We start from the raw sequence: 15,951 nt of genomic DNA, 5'->3' as shown, positions 1-15,951 counted from the left end.
CGTGCTTTTTTGCTTTGCGAGCATGCGGGGGCAACCCGCATGCATCGCCCTACTGCTTCGACTTGCCAAACCACGGCCAGCGATCGAAGCGCCGCGTGTACAACAGGTTCATCCCCTGGAACGTCCCGCCGTACGCCACCACCGACCAGTAGCGCGTCAGATTGACCGTCGCCTTGATCGCATTGCTCGCCGACTGCAGACCCTGCTCATATCCCAGTACCAGCCACTGGTTGATGGCCTTCGACACCATCACGACCTGCGGATCCGTCAGCCCCACATCGCTCGTGCCGATCGAAAACTCGTCGAGCCCGAACGTCTGCGCGATCCGCTTGCCTTGCGTATTGCCGAGCAGCGCCAGGGCGGTCGTCATCGCACTTTGCTGACCGAGGTTGTTGCCCTGATCGGTGCCGTGGCCAAACAACAGCCATGACAGCTTTTCGTTGTCGGGCACGGACGGCTCCGAGATCAGCTTGGCGACCGGCGCGTCGACGGTACCGGTCACCTGTACGCCCGCTTCGACCTGCTGGTTGCGCCGCATCGCCAGAATGTTGATGCCCGGATTGGCCACCGGACCGTTGAACGTGAAGAAGCCGTTCTCGATGTTCAGCTTGCGCCCGAAAGCGGTATAGGTCGAGCCTTGTGTCACGCGCACGTCGCCCACTGCGCGCAGCGGCGCGTCAGGCGCGCTCAGCGCAGTGATCTTGCCGGTCAGCCCGAGGTCCGCGCCCTGACCGCGGAAGCGGAACTTGTTGCCCAGATTGATCTCGACGGTAGCGGTCGGCGCAAAGCGGCTTGCCGGCTTGTTGCCGGGGAGCACACCCGGCTTCGCCTCGCCGGGCACCGTGCCGTCAGGCCGCACGACCACCACGTCATCACCGAGCTTGGGCGCCGCCTGCTCCGGCATGTCGAAAAGCGCGTGATCGACGGTGAATTTCCCATTGATATTCATGGCCCCGAGGTGTCCGCCGTTGGCCACGGTCGCGCTGCCCGAAAGCGACAGATTGCGGTCCGGCGCCGCGAACAGTTCCAGCTTATCGGCAACAATGCTCGCGGTCAGATCGGGCTCCGAACCGTCGAGGCGCACCTTGCCGGTAGCGCGCAACGTGCCGGTTGCGCCGTGGAATTCAACCTGCTGGAAGTCCACCAGATTCTGCGACAACGCAATGCGGATCACTCCATCCTTCAACTGGATGCCCTGATCGACCGCAGTGGCCGAGATGCCGTCACCCAGCAGCGACCCCGACACGCTTGGCTTCGCCACCGTGCCGCCAAGCGCGAGCTTCAGCGCGAGATGGCCGTCGAGCATATAAGTCGGGCCGAGCAGACCGCCGGTGGTCTTCAGCGACGGCACATTGGCGTCGATATTGCCCGTGAGCGGCGCCTCGTCGTTGATACTCAATGCACCGTTGTTCATCGCAAGCGTCGTGTGAGCGTCGGCGTCGATCACGCCGATCCGGCTCGCCTGCGCATGCACCGTCGCGTTCAGGCGATTGCCGGCGCTGAAGTCGACGCGCGCCGAGAGATCGGTGATACCCATCGATGCAAGACCGTTGCCGATTTCCACCGTCACATCGCCGCCGCGGCGCTTCAACTGGATGTGGCCGCTCGCCGTGTTGCCGAGCGCGAAGTCCCAGTCGCCGTCGAACACCAGATCGGTTTTCATCGGCGGCGGCTCGCCGGTGAACTCCTGCTGGATCGACATCAGGCGCGCCACCGAAACGCCCGTCAGCGAGCCGGCCGACTGGATGCGTCCGTGATCCAGCGCGAACGATTTCAGATCGAGCACCGCGCCTTCCAGCGTCAACCGGGTTGCGCCGAGCGTCACGTGGTTAGGCGCCGCGCTGATGGTTAGCGGCGACTCGAGATTGATCGAAGGCGTGCCGCGATTCTGCAACTGCGTGACGGTGCCATCCCAGGCCGTGCCTTGCGATGTATCGGAGAGGCGGCCATTGGCGGCCAGCGTCAGGTCGAGCGGCCGCTGATACAGCGTGCCGACCGCCTGGGCTTGCAGCGTATGGTGCGCGCGCGTGCCGTTCAGGCGCGCGCTGAGCGTCGACAGTTCGACGCCGTTTGTGCTCAAGTCACGCGCGTCGGTCGTAAAGACCATCGCGCCGTTTGCACCGTCGCGCAACTCGGCGTGGCCCTCCGCGTGGCCGAGCTTGTTCGCGCCGAATACGACGCTATCGGCCTTGTAGTCCAGCGTGACATTCGGATGCGCAAACGAGCCGGTCACATCGCCGTTGGCGGTAACCTGCCCGGCCAGACCGAAACCGAGGCGCTCGATTTGCGGGGCATCCGCGCGAAACCGCAACCGGTCGCCCGGCGCGCCGAAGCTGCCCTGCAGATCGACCTGGTTGCCTGCTACTGACAGCGTGAGCTTGCTGGGCAGGATCCGCGAACCTGCGAGCTGGATCGTGCCGCCGCCGGTCATCGGCAAGTCGTCGTAGACGCTCTGGCCAAGTTTGATCTCAGCTTTGGTCGTGAAGGTAGGACCGAGCACGCCGGCTGCCGTGATGGTGCCGTTGACGCGCGCCTGGATCTTCGGCGACGGAGACGACGACGGTTTTGCGGCAGGCGCCGAGCGCTTTGCTGGAGGTACCGGGGCCTGTGCTGGACGCGCCGGGGCTTTTGCCGGTGTCGCCCTGGCAGGATTGCTGCGGCCCTTGCCGTCGTTCGCTGCAGCGCCGGCCGGCGCGCGCGAAGGCATCTGCGAGGTCAACCCGAGCGGATCGAAATCGGTCAGTTGTGCTTTCAGGTTGTATGTGGAACTGGCGTCGTGTTTGATGGCGCCCGAGAGGTCAATCCGTCCGCGGCCCGAGGTGATCCGCACATCGCTAAAACTCATGCGCGCCGGGTCAAACGTGATTTTGCCCTGGGCGCGCAGCGCGGCCTTGGGATCAGCGAGATCGAGCGTGATGCTCTGCACGTCGTCATTCAGGCGAATGCCGATCGGCCCGGCAAGCTGGGTTGAGCGCACGCTCGCTTCGAGCGCGTTCAGGTCGAGACCGGCCACATGCAGATCGAGTTGGCCACGCTTGCCAGTCAGCGCGCCCGCGCCTGTGAGCGTCGCGTTCTTGACGAGTCGCACGTTCAGATTCGAGATGCTTTGGGCGTGCGCATCGAGCCGCACGTCGGTATGGGCTTCGATCAGCGGCAGCAGATGTTCGTCGATCGCGCCCGGTTTCGCGTTGACGATCGACACCTGACCAGCGACGACAAAGCCAGCGGCAGATTTCGCCGCGGGGGCAGCGGTGGTCGAGGCGCTCGCTGCAACCGGACTGGCAACGCTCCCGCTCGCACCCACGCCACTCCCACTCCCACTCGCGCTCTCCGCACTCGCCGCACTCGCCCCGCTCGCCCCGCTCGCGGCCGCTGCGCCACCGCCGCCCTCACCCACAACCGGCTGCAGATCCGCCCGCACCGCCAGATCCGCCAACGGCGCACCAGGCGCGAAAGCCTGCGGGTTAATGTGATCGAACGTCAACGTCGCGCGCTGCAGCGGCACCTCGGCAAACGGCGTCGCCTCGACGTGCGCATGGCCCGCGAGTTTCATGCCGCTCGCATCCAGTTCCGCCACCAGCGTCTCGAGCGTGCCGCTCAAGCGCCCGCTGACCTGCACCGGCTCCTCATTGACCTTGCCCGAGTAACCGATATTGCCGCTCAACGGAAACGGCCGCACGCCATCCAGCTTCGCCGCCGCCGTCACCGAACCAAACGGCGTATCGAGCCGATCGATCGCGGCTTCGTGATGCTGCCCATCGCTGCGCCCATGGAAAATGAAATGCGAATACTCCGCCGTCGACCCGCCTTGATGCAACAGCAGCGTATCGACCCGCACGTCACGTATTTCGATCTGCATCGGTAAACGCAGGTCCTTCGGCAGGCTCATCGGCGAACTGCTGCTGGATGAGGACGAGCCGATCCGCGCGTCGATGGTGCCCACATGCAGATAGTCGACCGCAAAACGCCACGGCCGCCCGCTCACCGCCCAGCGGCCATCGACCTTGTCCACCTTGATGTCGGTGCCGCTGCCGTCGAGACTGCGCCACTCCACCCCGTGCAAACGCAAGCCCGTGATCAGCGCGCCGCCGTCCAGCGTGCCGGTGAGGCGGCCGCCCAGCAGCCTCACCGCAGCGTGCCACGCATAGGCAGTGCCGCGTTCAGTCGCCACCGCGCCGTATAACGCTCCCGCCAACAATGCCACGAGCACCACCGGCACCCCCATAAACCACGCGAGCAGCGTCCACAACCGGCGCTTGCGGCGCACGGGAGGCGGCGTCTCAGAACCATCCGGCGTGGTGCCACCGGGTGTCTGCGGAGGAGGGTTGGCGGAAGAATCCGTCGTCATACTCGAGCCATGCGAATCACAATGCCTGAAGCGAAAGTCACTGCAGTTGGAAGTAAAAGATCAAAAGGCGATGCCGAGCGTCAGATACGGCCGGATATCCTTGTTACGAATCCCGTACGCGAGGTCGACGTTCACTGGCCCCACAGGACTGCGCCAGCGCGCGCCAAAACCCACGCCGGGGTAGAACACTTTTTCGCCCCATGTGTCGGTGGCCGTGCCGATGTCGAAGAACACCGCGCCGCCCCAGTCATGGGTGAACCAGTGCTGGTATTCGCTCGAAGCTGTAATCAGGTATTTGGTCGGCAGCACCGAGCCGTCGACGTTATTGCCGATGCCTTCGTAGCTATAGCCACGCACCGAATTCGAGCCGCCTGCCCGGAACAGCAACGAGGCCGGAATGCCGCTCGAACTGCCCGACGTGAACACACCGCCGAATTCAGCACGTATCAAGACAAGATCGGATTTGCCGACCGGGAAGTACTGCTGGGCACGCGCATAGAGGCGCCCGAAAGTCTGATCGGCCAGGGCGCCCTTGACCGCGAAACCCGCTTCGACGTGAATCAGGTTGCCGGAGCGCGGAAACAGCGGGTCGTCGGTATTACGGCGCGTCCAGGTCCATGCGGGCACGAGTGCGTGGGCGGTAATCGGTCCGACCGCGTTCTGGTCGAGCCTGTCGTCGTAATAGAAGAGCGAGTAGCCGTAGTCGAGGTACTGCGATGTGCGGGTGGTTTGCACGCCGGCGCGAATACTGTAGATGCGGGTATCGGACACATTGGTGGTGCCATACGAGGCCAGCACGCTATTGGTCCACGCGCGCTCGCCCGGCGGCATCGACAACTGGATCTGGCCGAACTGTTCGATCTGGTCGATCCGGCCGCCCACCGTGAACGGGTACGCTGCGCCGAAGGTATTCAGATACGAGTAGTTGCCCTGCACCTGTGGACCGGTATCCGTGGCGTAACCCACGCCGCCGCGAATGCTGTTGTAGGGATATTCGCTGACCTTCACCCGCACCGGTGTCTCGAGCGGCTTGGCCGGGTCGTTGCCGACGTCGATCGCGACGCTCGCGTAGTACGGCGTGTTCTGCAACTGGCGCTGCAGTTCAGCCACTCGCTGCACGTCGTAAATGGCGCCGACGGAAATCGGATTCACGTTGTCGACGATCTTCGCGGGATAGCGCTCGGTGCCTACCACTTCGAGCTTGCCCATCGTGAAGGTCGGACCGCTGTCGAAGGTGACGGACAGCTTCGCCTCGTGCGTGCGCGGATCGATACGTGCCTGCGACTGCGTAATCTTCGCCGCCACATAGCGGCGCGCTTGCAACGCACGGAGGGCCGCGCTTTTGGCATCGTCCCAGCCGCCCTGCGAGAACGGGTCGCCTTCATGCAGCGAAAAGGCAAAGCGGGTAGCGTTTTCCTGCGCCGGGTCTTCGGTCAGCACCGGCCCGTTGAATGACAGCGTAACGGAAGAAATTGTGGTCTGCGGACCGGGATCGACGCTCACCGTGACGCGCTTCTTGCCGTCGACCGTACGAACGTCGGTGCGCACCACCGGCGAAAAATAGCCCGCGGTGGCGGTCAGATCGCGCACCTGCTGCGGAGTCGCGGTGACCAGAAAGTCGAACTGGTCGTCGCTGACATCGTCCCGTTTGGCGAAGCGGGCGATATCCAGATGCTCCTCGAGCAGCTTGCGCACCGCGCGCGGCGAGGCCTGGATATCGACCTTGTAAGCTGCGCGTGCCTCGACAGCCGCGAACGCAAGCCAGACCAGACCCAGCGTCAGCCATGCGCGCACCAGCCACGCCGCGCCCTGAGCGTGGCGCGCGAGCCGACCACGCCGCGCAGCCGGTTTGCCATGTTGCACACGCGACGGTTCGATCGCACAACCCGCCAAACAGGACCTCCGCGGCCGTTGTTGATGAAAGATTCCGCTTGCCGGCCGCTGCGGCGGCCCGAAGCTCGCTATTTGACCACATCGGCGGCGCCTCGCGGGCATCTCGAAATTGGCGGAGGCGGCCTATCCACGCCCTCCCCGACTGTTCGGGCATGGGCTCTGCAGTTGCGGCTCGCCCGCCTTGGACGTGGCAACCGGGCCGATGTTCCGCGAGTTTTCGCCCACAGGCGACGCTTGCTGTAAAATTGCGTCGACCCGAGCGACGGTCTCAATAACCGCCGCCACCTCCCCATACGGACGTTGAGCCATGTATCAATCGGACATCACGCAGTTCCTGAATCAGTTGAAGGAACAAAAGCCCACCCTCGAGGCGGAACAACGCCGCGGCCGCTCGCTGCTGTGGGACAAACAGCCGATCGACCTCGAAGAGCGCGCCGAGCAGCAAGCCTCGCGCGTGCAACAGACCGCCTACCAGTACTACCAGAACTTCTGAGCGTGAGTTCCGCCGACGAGGCCCGCGCCGCCAAAGCGGCGCAGCCCGACGCTGCGCTCGCCGCGCCCGCGACCGATTCGACGCCCGATACCGTCGACGGCATTGCGTTCGCACGCCTGTACGGCGAGCCGCTTTTCAAGCTGCCGACCGATCTGTACATCCCGCCGGACGCCCTCGAAGTCTTTCTCGAAACGTTTGAAGGTCCGCTGGATCTGTTGCTGTACCTGATCCGCAAGCAGAACTTCAACGTGCTCGACATCCCGATGGCGGATGTCACCACGCAGTATCTGGGCTACGTCGAGCAGCTGCGGCAGACCAATCTCGAACTCGCGTCCGAGTATCTGCTGATGGCCGCGATGCTGATCGAGATCAAGTCGCGCATGCTGCTGCCGGTCAAGAAGGCGGATACCGGCGAGGAAGCCGAGGATCCGCGGGCCGAACTCGTGCGGCGCCTGCTCGAGTACGAGCAGATGAAGCTCGCGGCGCAGCGTATCGATCACCTGCCGCAACTCGGCCGCGACTTCCTGCGCGCCGACGTCTATATCGAGCAGAGCATCACGCCGCGTTTCCCGGACGTGAATAGCGAAGATCTGCGCGCCGCCTGGGCCGACGTGATCAAACGCGCGAAGCTCGTGCAGCATCACCGGATTTCGCGTGAAGAGCTGTCAGTGCGCGAGCACATGAGCGTGATCCTGCGCCGGCTGCAGAACGCACGCTTCATGGAGTTCTCGGAGCTGTTCGACACGACGCGCGGCGTGCCGGTGGTGGTGGTGAACTTCATCGCCATGCTGGAGCTGTCGCGTGAATCGCTGATCGAAATCACCCAGGCCGAGCCATTCGCGCCTATCTACGTGCGGCTCGCATACCTGCCGGCATAGGCGGCGCCTCGCATTAGAGTCGCGCCTCACTTCGGTGCGCCGATCCGTAGGCACAGCGCGCGCAAATCCACTACAATCCCGCGCTCCGAACCCGTCATCACCGGAACGGGATCCTGGCCGCCGAAATGATGCCCAATGCACCATTATCGTGCAAACCAGGTCCTGCGCCGCGCGAGGAAAACACGTCCGACCATGAAAGTCATCAGCTCGATCCACGAATTGCGCGACCAGTTGCGCGGCCAGAACCGCACTGCGTTTGTCCCAACGATGGGCAACCTGCATGAAGGGCATCTGTCGCTGATGCGTCTGGCGCGCCAGCATGGCGACCCGGTGGTAGCGAGCATTTTCGTCAACCGGCTGCAATTCGGGCCGAACGAGGATTTCGACAAATATCCGCGCACGCTCGAAGCCGATATCGAGAAGCTGCAAAGCGAGAACGTCTACGTGCTGTTTGCGCCGACCGAGCGCGATCTGTATCCGGAGCCGCAGGAATACCGTGTGCATCCGCCGCACGATCTGGGCGACATCCTCGAGGGCGAATTCCGCCCGGGCTTCTTCCAGGGCGTGTGCACAGTCGTGATGAAGCTGATGTCGTGCGTGCAGCCGCGCGTCGCCGTGTTCGGCAAGAAGGATTACCAGCAACTGATGATCGTGCGCCAGATGTGCCAGCAGTTCGCGCTGCCCACGGAAATCATCGCCGCTGAAACCGTGCGCGACAGCGACGGCCTCGCCCTCAGCTCGCGCAACCGCTACCTGCAGGCCGCCGAGCGCGCCGAGGCGCCGAAGCTCGCGGCCGAACTGAACCGGGTGCGCGATGCCGTACTGGCCGGCAACCGGGATTTCGCGGCTATCGAGCGCGCGGCGATGGACGCGCTGGCCGCACGCGGCTGGCAGCCCGACTATATCGCCGTGCGTAAGCGCTCGAACCTGCTGCCGCCCACCGCGCAGGACATCGATGCGCCGCTCGTCGTGCTCGCCGCGGCCAAGCTGGGCGCCACTCGCCTGATCGACAACCTCGAAATCTGACCAACAGAACACCAGGAAAAAGGCCCAAGAGAACGGTCATGCAACGTCACATGCTGAAGTCGAAGATCCACCGCGCCGCGGTGACTCACTGCGAGCTGCATTACGAAGGCTCGTGCGCGATTGATGAAAATCTCCTCGAAGCCGCGAATATCGTCGAGAACGAACGCATCGATATCTGGAACATCAACAACGGCGAGCGTTTCTCGACCTACGCAATCAAGGGTGAGCGCGGCAGCGGGATGATCTCGCTGAACGGTTCGGCGGCGCGGCGCGCGCAACTGGGCGACCTGGTGATTATCGCCACGTTTGCGATGGTGGAAGAAGCGGAACTGAAGGCAGGCTGGAAGCCCGATCTGGTGTTCGTCGACGACAAGAACAAGATCAAGGGCAGCCGCGACCACGTGCCCACCCAGAACTGGACCTAAGCCGGCCCGCTTTCAATCAGGCCTTGGGAGCCTTGCGTTCGAGCCATTCGACGATCGGCTGCCACTGCTCCAGATCCTTTTCGACCCGGCTCTTTGCCACATCCCACAGCGTCAGACCGTGCGCCGCAAGTTGCACGTAGTTCTGGGTGTCGCGCAGATAGCCCAGCACGGGCAACTCAAGTCCCTCGACAAAGCGATGCAGCTGCTCGGCCGAGCGCGTGCGGGCGTCGACCCGCATGCCCACCACGCCGATTTCAATCCCCCCCTTCCTCACGGCCTTTTCCTTGGCGAGCCGCTCGAGAAATTCCTGGGTGGCGAGAATATCGAACAGCGACGGCTGCAGCGGCACGATGACCTTATCGGCCAGATCGAGCGCAATGCCGAGCCGGCTGCCGTGCAAACCCGCCGGCGTATCGATCACGGCGTGCTCCAGTCCTTTGGGCGGCTTGACCGGCGTCTCCTGGTCGATTTCCCAGACTTCGATGGGCGGCAGCGTGGCGGGCCGCAGTTCGAGCCACGCGTGGGCCGAGTGCTGCTTGTCCAGGTCCGCCAGCGCGACCCACTCGCCTGCCGCGGCGAAATAGCCCGCCAGATTGGTCGAGAGCGTGCTCTTACCCACGCCGCCCTTCGGATTGGCCACCACGATTACCGTCATGAATACTCCCGGGAAGATGGCTGGCGCCGCCAGCCGGATTGCCGCTTCTAGTCTGATCTTGCGTCGACCCCGTCGATCCAGCCGTTGATAATATCGATAAATCGAGTTGGACCGAAACCCCGAAGGGGCATTTGGGCTGCCATTCTTACAAAAAAGGAGCGAATACGATGAGCAAATTGCGCGCAGGTTGCACGATCGAGAGCCTGATGGAGCGTCAGCGGGGCAGCTTGCCCGATATGCTGGGAGTGCAGGTGATCGCGCTCGAGGAAGGTTCGCTCACGGCCGAATTGACCGTGCGGCGCGAGTTGCTGGCGCCGAACGGCTTTCTGCATGCGGCAAGCGTGATCGGCCTGGCTGACACGGCCTGTGGCTATGCGTGTATTGCCCATCTGCCGGAGACGGCGCGCAGTTTCACCACGATCGAGTTGAAGAGCAATTTCCTCGGCACCTGCATCGACGGGACGATCCGGGCGGTCGCCAGGGGCGTGCATCTGGGACGGACAACGCAGGTATGGGATGCCACTGTGTCCGATCCGAACGGCAAGACGATTGCGCTGTTCCGGTGTACGCAGATGGTGCTGGTGTGAGGTTCAATTGAAAAACCCCTCCGGCCCGCGTCCGGAGGGGTTTTCTATATCAACTACGCCGACTTACCCTCAAGCCGTCACCGCCCGCGGCACCTTCGCTCCGGCCAGTGCGCCCACGCCGCCGCCAAGCAGCGACTGCACTACCAGCGTCACTGCCCAGAAAGCCGGATATTCCCAGCCGCCGTTCGGCGACGCGAAACCCCAGCCGTTATGCAGGTGAGCGGACATCGCGCCGAGCATGAACGGCAGCAGCACCAGCGCAACCCAGCGAACCTGCACGCCAAGCAGCAAGGCGATGCCGCCTGCCAGTTCGACGAACGTCGTGACATAGCCGAGCCAGCCCGGCAAACCCAGTGATTCGAAAAAATGCGCGGTGCCCGGCAACGTGAAAACGAAAATCTTCTGCAGGCTGTGCGCGAGATACAAGACGCCGAGAGCAACACGCAGGAGCGTGGCAGCGAAATCGGCTGAACGGTTCGAGTTCATCAAGAGTCCTTGTCAGTTGAGTGGGACGACGCACGCGCGCCATCGATAGACCGGACTGTATTCGAACCATGGAGTGAGAAAAACTGCCATTCAGACTTAGATTATTTCCGCACAGGAGTTAATAGTCTCAGGCGAACTGGCCGCTTTCTGGAGGTAGCGCGCTTGCGCAGACCGGCAGCGGGTGCGCAGTGAGCAGACTCGCAGTACTACTACATGAAGCGCGGGCTACGCAACGCAGCATTGCCAGACGCTGGGGGACGGAGAAGACCGGGGCTCGTCCTTCACCCCGCCGGACCAGCGGTGCCGCGCTGCGCGTCGTGCGCGCGCGGCGCAGGAATCAGCGCCTCATGGCCGCCGTCCTGCAACAGGATCAGGGGATAGCCGAACGCGCGGCTCGCCAGCGCCGGTGTCAACACGTCGCGCACCGGGCCGGCGAATGCTCCGCCCACGCCATCCAACAGTAACCCGTGTGTCGCGAAGCGCCGCGCAAGGTTCAGGTCGTGACATGAAAACACTACCGTGCGCTTGCGCTCCGTTGCCCAGGCGGTCAACGCCTCGAGGCAGTCGATCTGGTGATGCAGGTCGAGATGCGACAACGGTTCATCAAGCAGCAACAGCGGTGCATCCTGGCACAGCACGGCGGCCAGCGCCACGCGCTGGCGTTCGCCGCCGGAGAGCGACAGCACGTCGCGCGATGCGAAGTCCGCGAGTCCCAGCAGGTCGAGCGCGGCATGCGCCGCCGCGCGATCGCCCGGACGCTCCCATCCCCAGCCTGCGAGGTGCGGAAAGCGGTTGAGCATCACGATCTCGAGCACGCTGGCGCTGAACGCGTCGTGCGCACTTTGCGGCATCAACGCACGACGCCGCGCGAGCGACACAGGCGGCCACGCTGCGACGCGCAAACCGTCCAGTTCGACGTGGCCTGCTGCCGGCTGCGATAGACCGGCCAGCGTCGAGATCAAGGTGGTCTTGCCGGCACCGTTCGGTCCAGCGATGCACCAGACTTCGCCCGGATAGAAGGTATGCGTGAAGCGATCGAGCAGCGTGCGCTCGCCGGCGCGCAACGTCACCTGTTGCGCGCTCAGGGTCGATCCAGTGGAAGGCGCTGGCGGTGGTGTATGTATTCTCATCGCGGCCTGCGCAAGAGCATCCAGAGAAACACCGGCACACCGATCAGCGCCGTGATCACCCCCACCGGCAATTGAGCGGGTGCAATCACCGTACGCGCAACGAGATCCGCGCCCATCACGGCCACACCGCCGCCAAGCGCGGCAGCGGGCAACAGCATGCGTTGATCGTTGCCGAACGCGAGTCGCAACGTATGCGGCACAACCAGGCCTACGAAGCCGATCGTCCCGCCAGTCGTCACAGAAGCAGCGGCTGCGAGCGACGCCACCAGGTAGACACGCAGACGCAGGCGCATCACAGGGACGCCCAATGCCTGCGCAGCCGCATCGCCGCGCAATAGCACGTTGAGTTGCGGCGCAGCAGGAAGAATGGCCGCCAGCACAACCGCCAGCGCCGCGAGTGCGATCCAGGGCAAGCCACCACCGTTCAGATCGCCGGTGAGCCAGAACAGCATTCCGCGCAGGCGGTTATCCGGTGCGAGGGTCAGCAGTAACGTGATCAGCGCGCCCCATCCCGCTGCGATCACGGCACCCGTCAATAGCAGACGCGGCGACGTATCCTGCGGTTCGCCACGCCACAATTCGCGGCGCGCAAGACCGAGCACCAGCAGGATCGAGACGAACGCCCCGGCAAACGCGCTCGCATCGACGAGCCACCACGCGCAGCCGGCCATCATCGCGAACAGCGCGAAGCTCGCGGCACCACCGGATACGCCGAGGACATACGGCTCAGCGAGCGGATTGCGCAATAACACTTGCAGCAAGGCACCGGCGACGGCAAGCAACGCGCCGCACGCGAAACCGGCTAACGCTCGCGGCAAACGCAGCGAGCGCACGATTTCTGCTGCGAGATCGGCAGGTGCGCCGGAGTGAGAAGGGAGCGGCATCAACGCAGCAAACACCCGGGCGGGCGTGAGCGGGACGCTGCCGAGCGCAAGCGACGCCAACAGCACAGCGAGCGCCAGAATGGCGAGCACACACCAGATGGCTGCAGCACGTCTCGCGTGCATGACCGGCATCGTGCGTGCGAAGATTCGGTTCATCCGCGCAGCCCCACGGCCGCGGACACAACGTCATAGCTGTTGCGAGCCGGGCGCGGGACATAGGTTGCGACGCGGGATGTTGCAGATGTAGGCCGGCTCATAATCCTGGGTGGCGGGCGTCGTCCCCGTTTCCGATTGATCAGCATGCACCGGACAAAATTGCCTGCGCATTGCCCGCAGGCACTGAAGTGCCGCAAGTTTAGGAGCGCCCGCAGAACGCGTCAAGAAAGGTCAAGCAGGCTGCTTTTGGTGCGATGACAGACGGATGAATTTTTGGTTCGGAGGGACGTTCAGGCCGATTCCGCCAGCGAAGTCTGCACAAAGCGATGCTGTTACGTCTCGAAACGAGACAATTGTCGGAACCTGCGACATTCCGCGCTAAAATGCGATGTCTTTAGAGGACGCAGCACATGCTCACCGAACTCGAAACACTTTCACAGAATATCGGCAGACTGATTGCGATCAGTCAGCGCCACAACGAAGCGCGTCAGGCGCTCGAAACCCAGCTCGCCCGGGTGCGCGCCGAAGCCGATGCAACACGTGCAGAACTTGCGCAGATGCGCGAAGAACGCGACGCACTGCAAGCGGAGCGCGATGCGCTGTCAGCGAAGATCGACGACGCCCAGGTGCGCCTGAACGCGATCCTCGAAAAATTGCCGCGTGCACGCGCTCAAAACGAGCCGGACAATCAGCTCGATCTTCTCGCGCCCGAGCTCGAACTCAATGCGCATCACGAAGAAGAAGCCGGTAGCGCCGTCACCCGCCACGGAGAAAACGCATGACCACCAAGCAGATCGAAGTATCGATTCTCGGCCAGCCGTATCGTCTCGCCTGCTCGCCGGAAACCGAAGCTGCGCTGCTGGAAGCCGTGGCACGCGTCGACGCCGAAATGTCGAAGATCCGCTCGCACAGCAACGTGCGCGGCATCGATCGCATCGCGGTCATGGCTGCGCTCTCGCTGGCATCGGAACTGCTTAAGCTGCAATCGAGCGTGCGCCATGGAGAAGCATTTCCCGCAGAGGAAATCCGGCGTACAATGCATCAGATGAACGAACAGCTAGGTACTGTGATTCAGCAGTACAGCGTGCAGTAAAAAGGTCTAAAGTAGTCGTACGGTCAAATTCAGAATCCAGACGAAGTGCGTGATCAAGGATCAGCAAACGTCTGAGTTCAATCTGTTTAGCTTCCCTGCCTGGTTCGCCAAGGTCATATATTCCTTGAACCAATGCCATGTGCACGGTTGTGGAAATTTGCAGCACGGGTGTGCGCGTCACTCTGTCTGATGTACCCGAAGTGCTGCTAACTGCGACCAATTCTGAACTCCCGGTTCAGGATGCCGGCCTAGCGGCTAAGGCGGGGACCTTATCAAACGGCATCGGACATGGGTCCGGTGCCGTTTTTCTTTTTGGTGCCCAATTTAACGCTCAATTCAACCTTCCATTCGATTCATGCGCTACTGGCTAATGAAGTCCGAACCGGACGAAGCAAGCATCGACCACCTCGCCCACGCACCGCATCACACGTTGCCGTGGACCGGCGTGCGCAACTATCAGGCGCGTAACTTCATGCGCGACGTGATGAAGATCGGCGACGGTGTGCTGTTCTATCACTCGAGTTGTCCGGAGCCGGGCATCGCCGGGATTGCAGAGGTGTCGTCGACGCCCTATCCCGATCCCACGCAGTTCGATGCGAAGAGCCCGTACTACGATCCCAAATCGACGCCTGAGACACCCCGCTGGGTGCTCGTCGACGTCGTATTCAAAAAGAAAGTGCCGCTGATTCCGCTGGCTGCGTTGCGCGAGCATGCTGAACTCGCCGACATGCGTGTGCTCGCCAGAGGCAACCGTCTGTCGATCACGCCGGTCACCGAGGCCGAGTGGCGCTTCATCACAAAGCGGCTTGTTTGAAGTGGCTGCAGCTGTTCATGCTTGTTGTGCAGCGAGTTTGCGCAGCACTTGCGCGGCATGTCTGAAGACGCAAATGCGATCGCAGTTGCTCGTGTGACCGAGCGTCGCAGCAAGGCAATTGTCAAGTTGGGGAACCAAGACAGCCGTGTGTGCGCCTAACTGGCTCGCAAGCGTCATGCCATCGGGTAGAACGATCAATCCCGCTACTGGCACGCAGCGCCAGTCGTGCGTGGCCTCTTGCAGGTCATCGCACGAACTCAAGCACGAGTCATCGCGCATAACCGCTCAAGCAAGGAGTCCAATACAAATGACGCAAAAAAACGCACGAGCCATCGCACTTGCCATGGCTCTCGCCACTCCCCTCGCGTTCGCATCCGCCGCGGTCCACGCACAAACCGTCACGCAGGCGGAGCCGTCGGGCGTGCTGTCACTGAATGCGCAAGCCAGTGCCGAAGTCCCGCAGGATGTCGTGGACATCACGCTCTTTTACGAACAGGAAGCAAGCGACCCGTCCGCGCTCACCAGCACGCTGAACCAGCGTGCCGACGCAGCACTGCGTCAGGCCAAGGGCGTGAGCGGTGTCACCGCGCGCACCGGATCGTTTGCGATTTCTCCGTCAACCGATCGCGACGGACGCATCTCCGCATGGCGTGGCCGCACTGAAGTCGTGCTGGAGTCGCATGATTTTGCCGCGGCCTCCAAGCTCGCCGGACAGATGGCATCTAACATGCAGGTGGGTAACGTGCAGTTCTCGCTCTCGCCGGAAGCGCAGCGCGCCGCCGAACAGAAGCTCACCGGCGAAGCGATCGCCTCGTTTCGGCAGCAGGCCAGTGCCGGTGCTCAGGCATTTGGCTATAGCAGCTATTCGATCCGCGAGGTCACCGTCGGACATAACGGCGTGATGCCGCGTCCCATGATGATGATGAGCGCGCGCGTCATGGGCGCTGATGCCAAAGCAGCTGCGCCGCTGCCGCTCGAAGCGGGTACGTCGACCGTGAGCGTGAATGTGTCGGGTTCGGTGCAGATGAAGTAACGCGCTTCTCGGCGCAATACAACGAAAACGCCACGGCATGCCGTGGCGTT

Annotated in this window: 15 protein-coding genes and 1 other RNA gene; 10 read left to right on the top strand and 6 right to left on the bottom strand. The window is 63.2% G+C overall.

The window, feature by feature from the left end:
- Positions 1-49: 49 nt before the first annotated feature.
- Together P3T17_RS20735 and P3T17_RS20730 are read right to left on the bottom strand one after the other, a co-directional pair.
- A complete protein-coding gene (locus tag P3T17_RS20735) occupies positions 50-4,348 on the bottom strand; it encodes a translocation/assembly module TamB domain-containing protein (protein WP_429408734.1) in 4,299 nt (1,432 codons plus the stop codon).
- A 60-nt stretch (positions 4,349-4,408) separates the two neighbouring features.
- Positions 4,409-6,241, bottom strand: a complete 1,833-nt coding sequence (locus tag P3T17_RS20730) for an autotransporter assembly complex protein TamA (protein ID WP_429408733.1) — start codon at positions 6,239-6,241, stop codon at positions 4,409-4,411.
- A gap of 307 nt (positions 6,242-6,548) precedes the next feature.
- Here P3T17_RS20730 and P3T17_RS20725 point away from each other — a divergent pair, with 307 nt between their 5' ends.
- From P3T17_RS20725 to panD, 4 genes are all read left to right on the top strand, one after another.
- Entirely contained in the window at positions 6,549-6,734 is a 186-nt protein-coding gene (locus tag P3T17_RS20725) for a DUF3460 family protein (RefSeq protein ID WP_074265491.1), read from the top strand.
- Between the two features lie 2 nt (positions 6,735-6,736).
- Positions 6,737-7,612 carry a segregation and condensation protein A gene (locus P3T17_RS20720; protein ID WP_074265492.1) on the top strand — a complete coding sequence of 292 codons (876 nt, stop codon included), beginning with the start codon at positions 6,737-6,739 and terminating at the stop codon, positions 7,610-7,612.
- Between the two features lie 192 nt (positions 7,613-7,804).
- A complete protein-coding gene (gene panC / locus P3T17_RS20715) occupies positions 7,805-8,638 on the top strand; it encodes a pantoate--beta-alanine ligase (RefSeq protein ID WP_429408732.1) in 834 nt (277 codons plus the stop codon).
- Between the two features lie 38 nt (positions 8,639-8,676).
- Positions 8,677-9,063: an aspartate 1-decarboxylase gene (gene panD, locus P3T17_RS20710; RefSeq protein ID WP_074265493.1), complete on the top strand. Its 387-nt coding sequence runs from the start codon at positions 8,677-8,679 to the stop codon at positions 9,061-9,063.
- A gap of 16 nt (positions 9,064-9,079) precedes the next feature.
- Here the strand turns inward: panD and P3T17_RS20705 are convergent, their stop codons facing one another.
- Positions 9,080-9,718, bottom strand: coding sequence for an AAA family ATPase (locus tag P3T17_RS20705; protein WP_429286307.1), 639 nt, complete (start codon positions 9,716-9,718; stop codon positions 9,080-9,082).
- A gap of 167 nt (positions 9,719-9,885) precedes the next feature.
- Here P3T17_RS20705 and P3T17_RS20700 point away from each other — a divergent pair, with 167 nt between their 5' ends.
- Positions 9,886-10,305 carry a PaaI family thioesterase gene (locus tag P3T17_RS20700; RefSeq protein WP_429408731.1) on the top strand — a complete coding sequence of 140 codons (420 nt, stop codon included), beginning with the start codon at positions 9,886-9,888 and terminating at the stop codon, positions 10,303-10,305.
- A gap of 69 nt (positions 10,306-10,374) precedes the next feature.
- Here the strand turns inward: P3T17_RS20700 and P3T17_RS20695 are convergent, their stop codons facing one another.
- The 3 genes from P3T17_RS20695 to P3T17_RS20685 all read right to left on the bottom strand — a co-directional run bounded on the left by P3T17_RS20695 (position 10,375) and on the right by P3T17_RS20685 (position 12,961).
- Complete coding sequence (locus P3T17_RS20695) at positions 10,375-10,791, bottom strand: DoxX family protein (RefSeq protein WP_074265498.1); 417 nt, start codon at positions 10,789-10,791, stop codon at positions 10,375-10,377.
- A gap of 281 nt (positions 10,792-11,072) precedes the next feature.
- Positions 11,073-11,921: an ABC transporter ATP-binding protein gene (locus P3T17_RS20690; protein ID WP_429408730.1), complete on the bottom strand. Its 849-nt coding sequence runs from the start codon at positions 11,919-11,921 to the stop codon at positions 11,073-11,075.
- Positions 11,918-12,961, bottom strand: coding sequence for a FecCD family ABC transporter permease (locus P3T17_RS20685; RefSeq protein WP_429408729.1), 1,044 nt, complete (start codon positions 12,959-12,961; stop codon positions 11,918-11,920). Before P3T17_RS20685 ends, P3T17_RS20690 begins: the two co-directional genes overlap by 4 nt.
- A gap of 410 nt (positions 12,962-13,371) precedes the next feature.
- On the opposite strand from P3T17_RS20685, the gene P3T17_RS20680 reads away from it, so the two are divergent.
- From P3T17_RS20680 to P3T17_RS20660, 5 genes are all read left to right on the top strand, one after another.
- Positions 13,372-13,743 carry an ATPase gene (locus P3T17_RS20680; RefSeq protein WP_429408728.1) on the top strand — a complete coding sequence of 124 codons (372 nt, stop codon included), beginning with the start codon at positions 13,372-13,374 and terminating at the stop codon, positions 13,741-13,743.
- A complete protein-coding gene (locus P3T17_RS20675) occupies positions 13,740-14,054 on the top strand; it encodes a cell division protein ZapA (RefSeq protein ID WP_074265502.1) in 315 nt (104 codons plus the stop codon). The genes P3T17_RS20680 and P3T17_RS20675 overlap by 4 nt, the downstream gene beginning before the upstream one ends.
- A gap of 89 nt (positions 14,055-14,143) precedes the next feature.
- Positions 14,144-14,325, top strand: a non-coding RNA gene (gene ssrS / locus P3T17_RS20670) — 6S RNA.
- Positions 14,326-14,409: 84 nt separating this feature from the next.
- A complete protein-coding gene (locus tag P3T17_RS20665) occupies positions 14,410-14,868 on the top strand; it encodes an EVE domain-containing protein (RefSeq protein WP_074265503.1) in 459 nt (152 codons plus the stop codon).
- A gap of 307 nt (positions 14,869-15,175) precedes the next feature.
- Complete coding sequence (locus P3T17_RS20660) at positions 15,176-15,901, top strand: SIMPL domain-containing protein (RefSeq protein WP_429286313.1); 726 nt, start codon at positions 15,176-15,178, stop codon at positions 15,899-15,901.
- Positions 15,902-15,951: the final 50 nt, after the last annotated feature.

Source organism: Paraburkholderia sp. GAS82, assembly GCF_050436285.1.
Lineage (GTDB): Bacteria > Pseudomonadota > Gammaproteobacteria > Burkholderiales > Burkholderiaceae > Paraburkholderia > Paraburkholderia phenazinium_B.
This window is presented reverse-complemented; position numbering and strand designations above follow the sequence as displayed.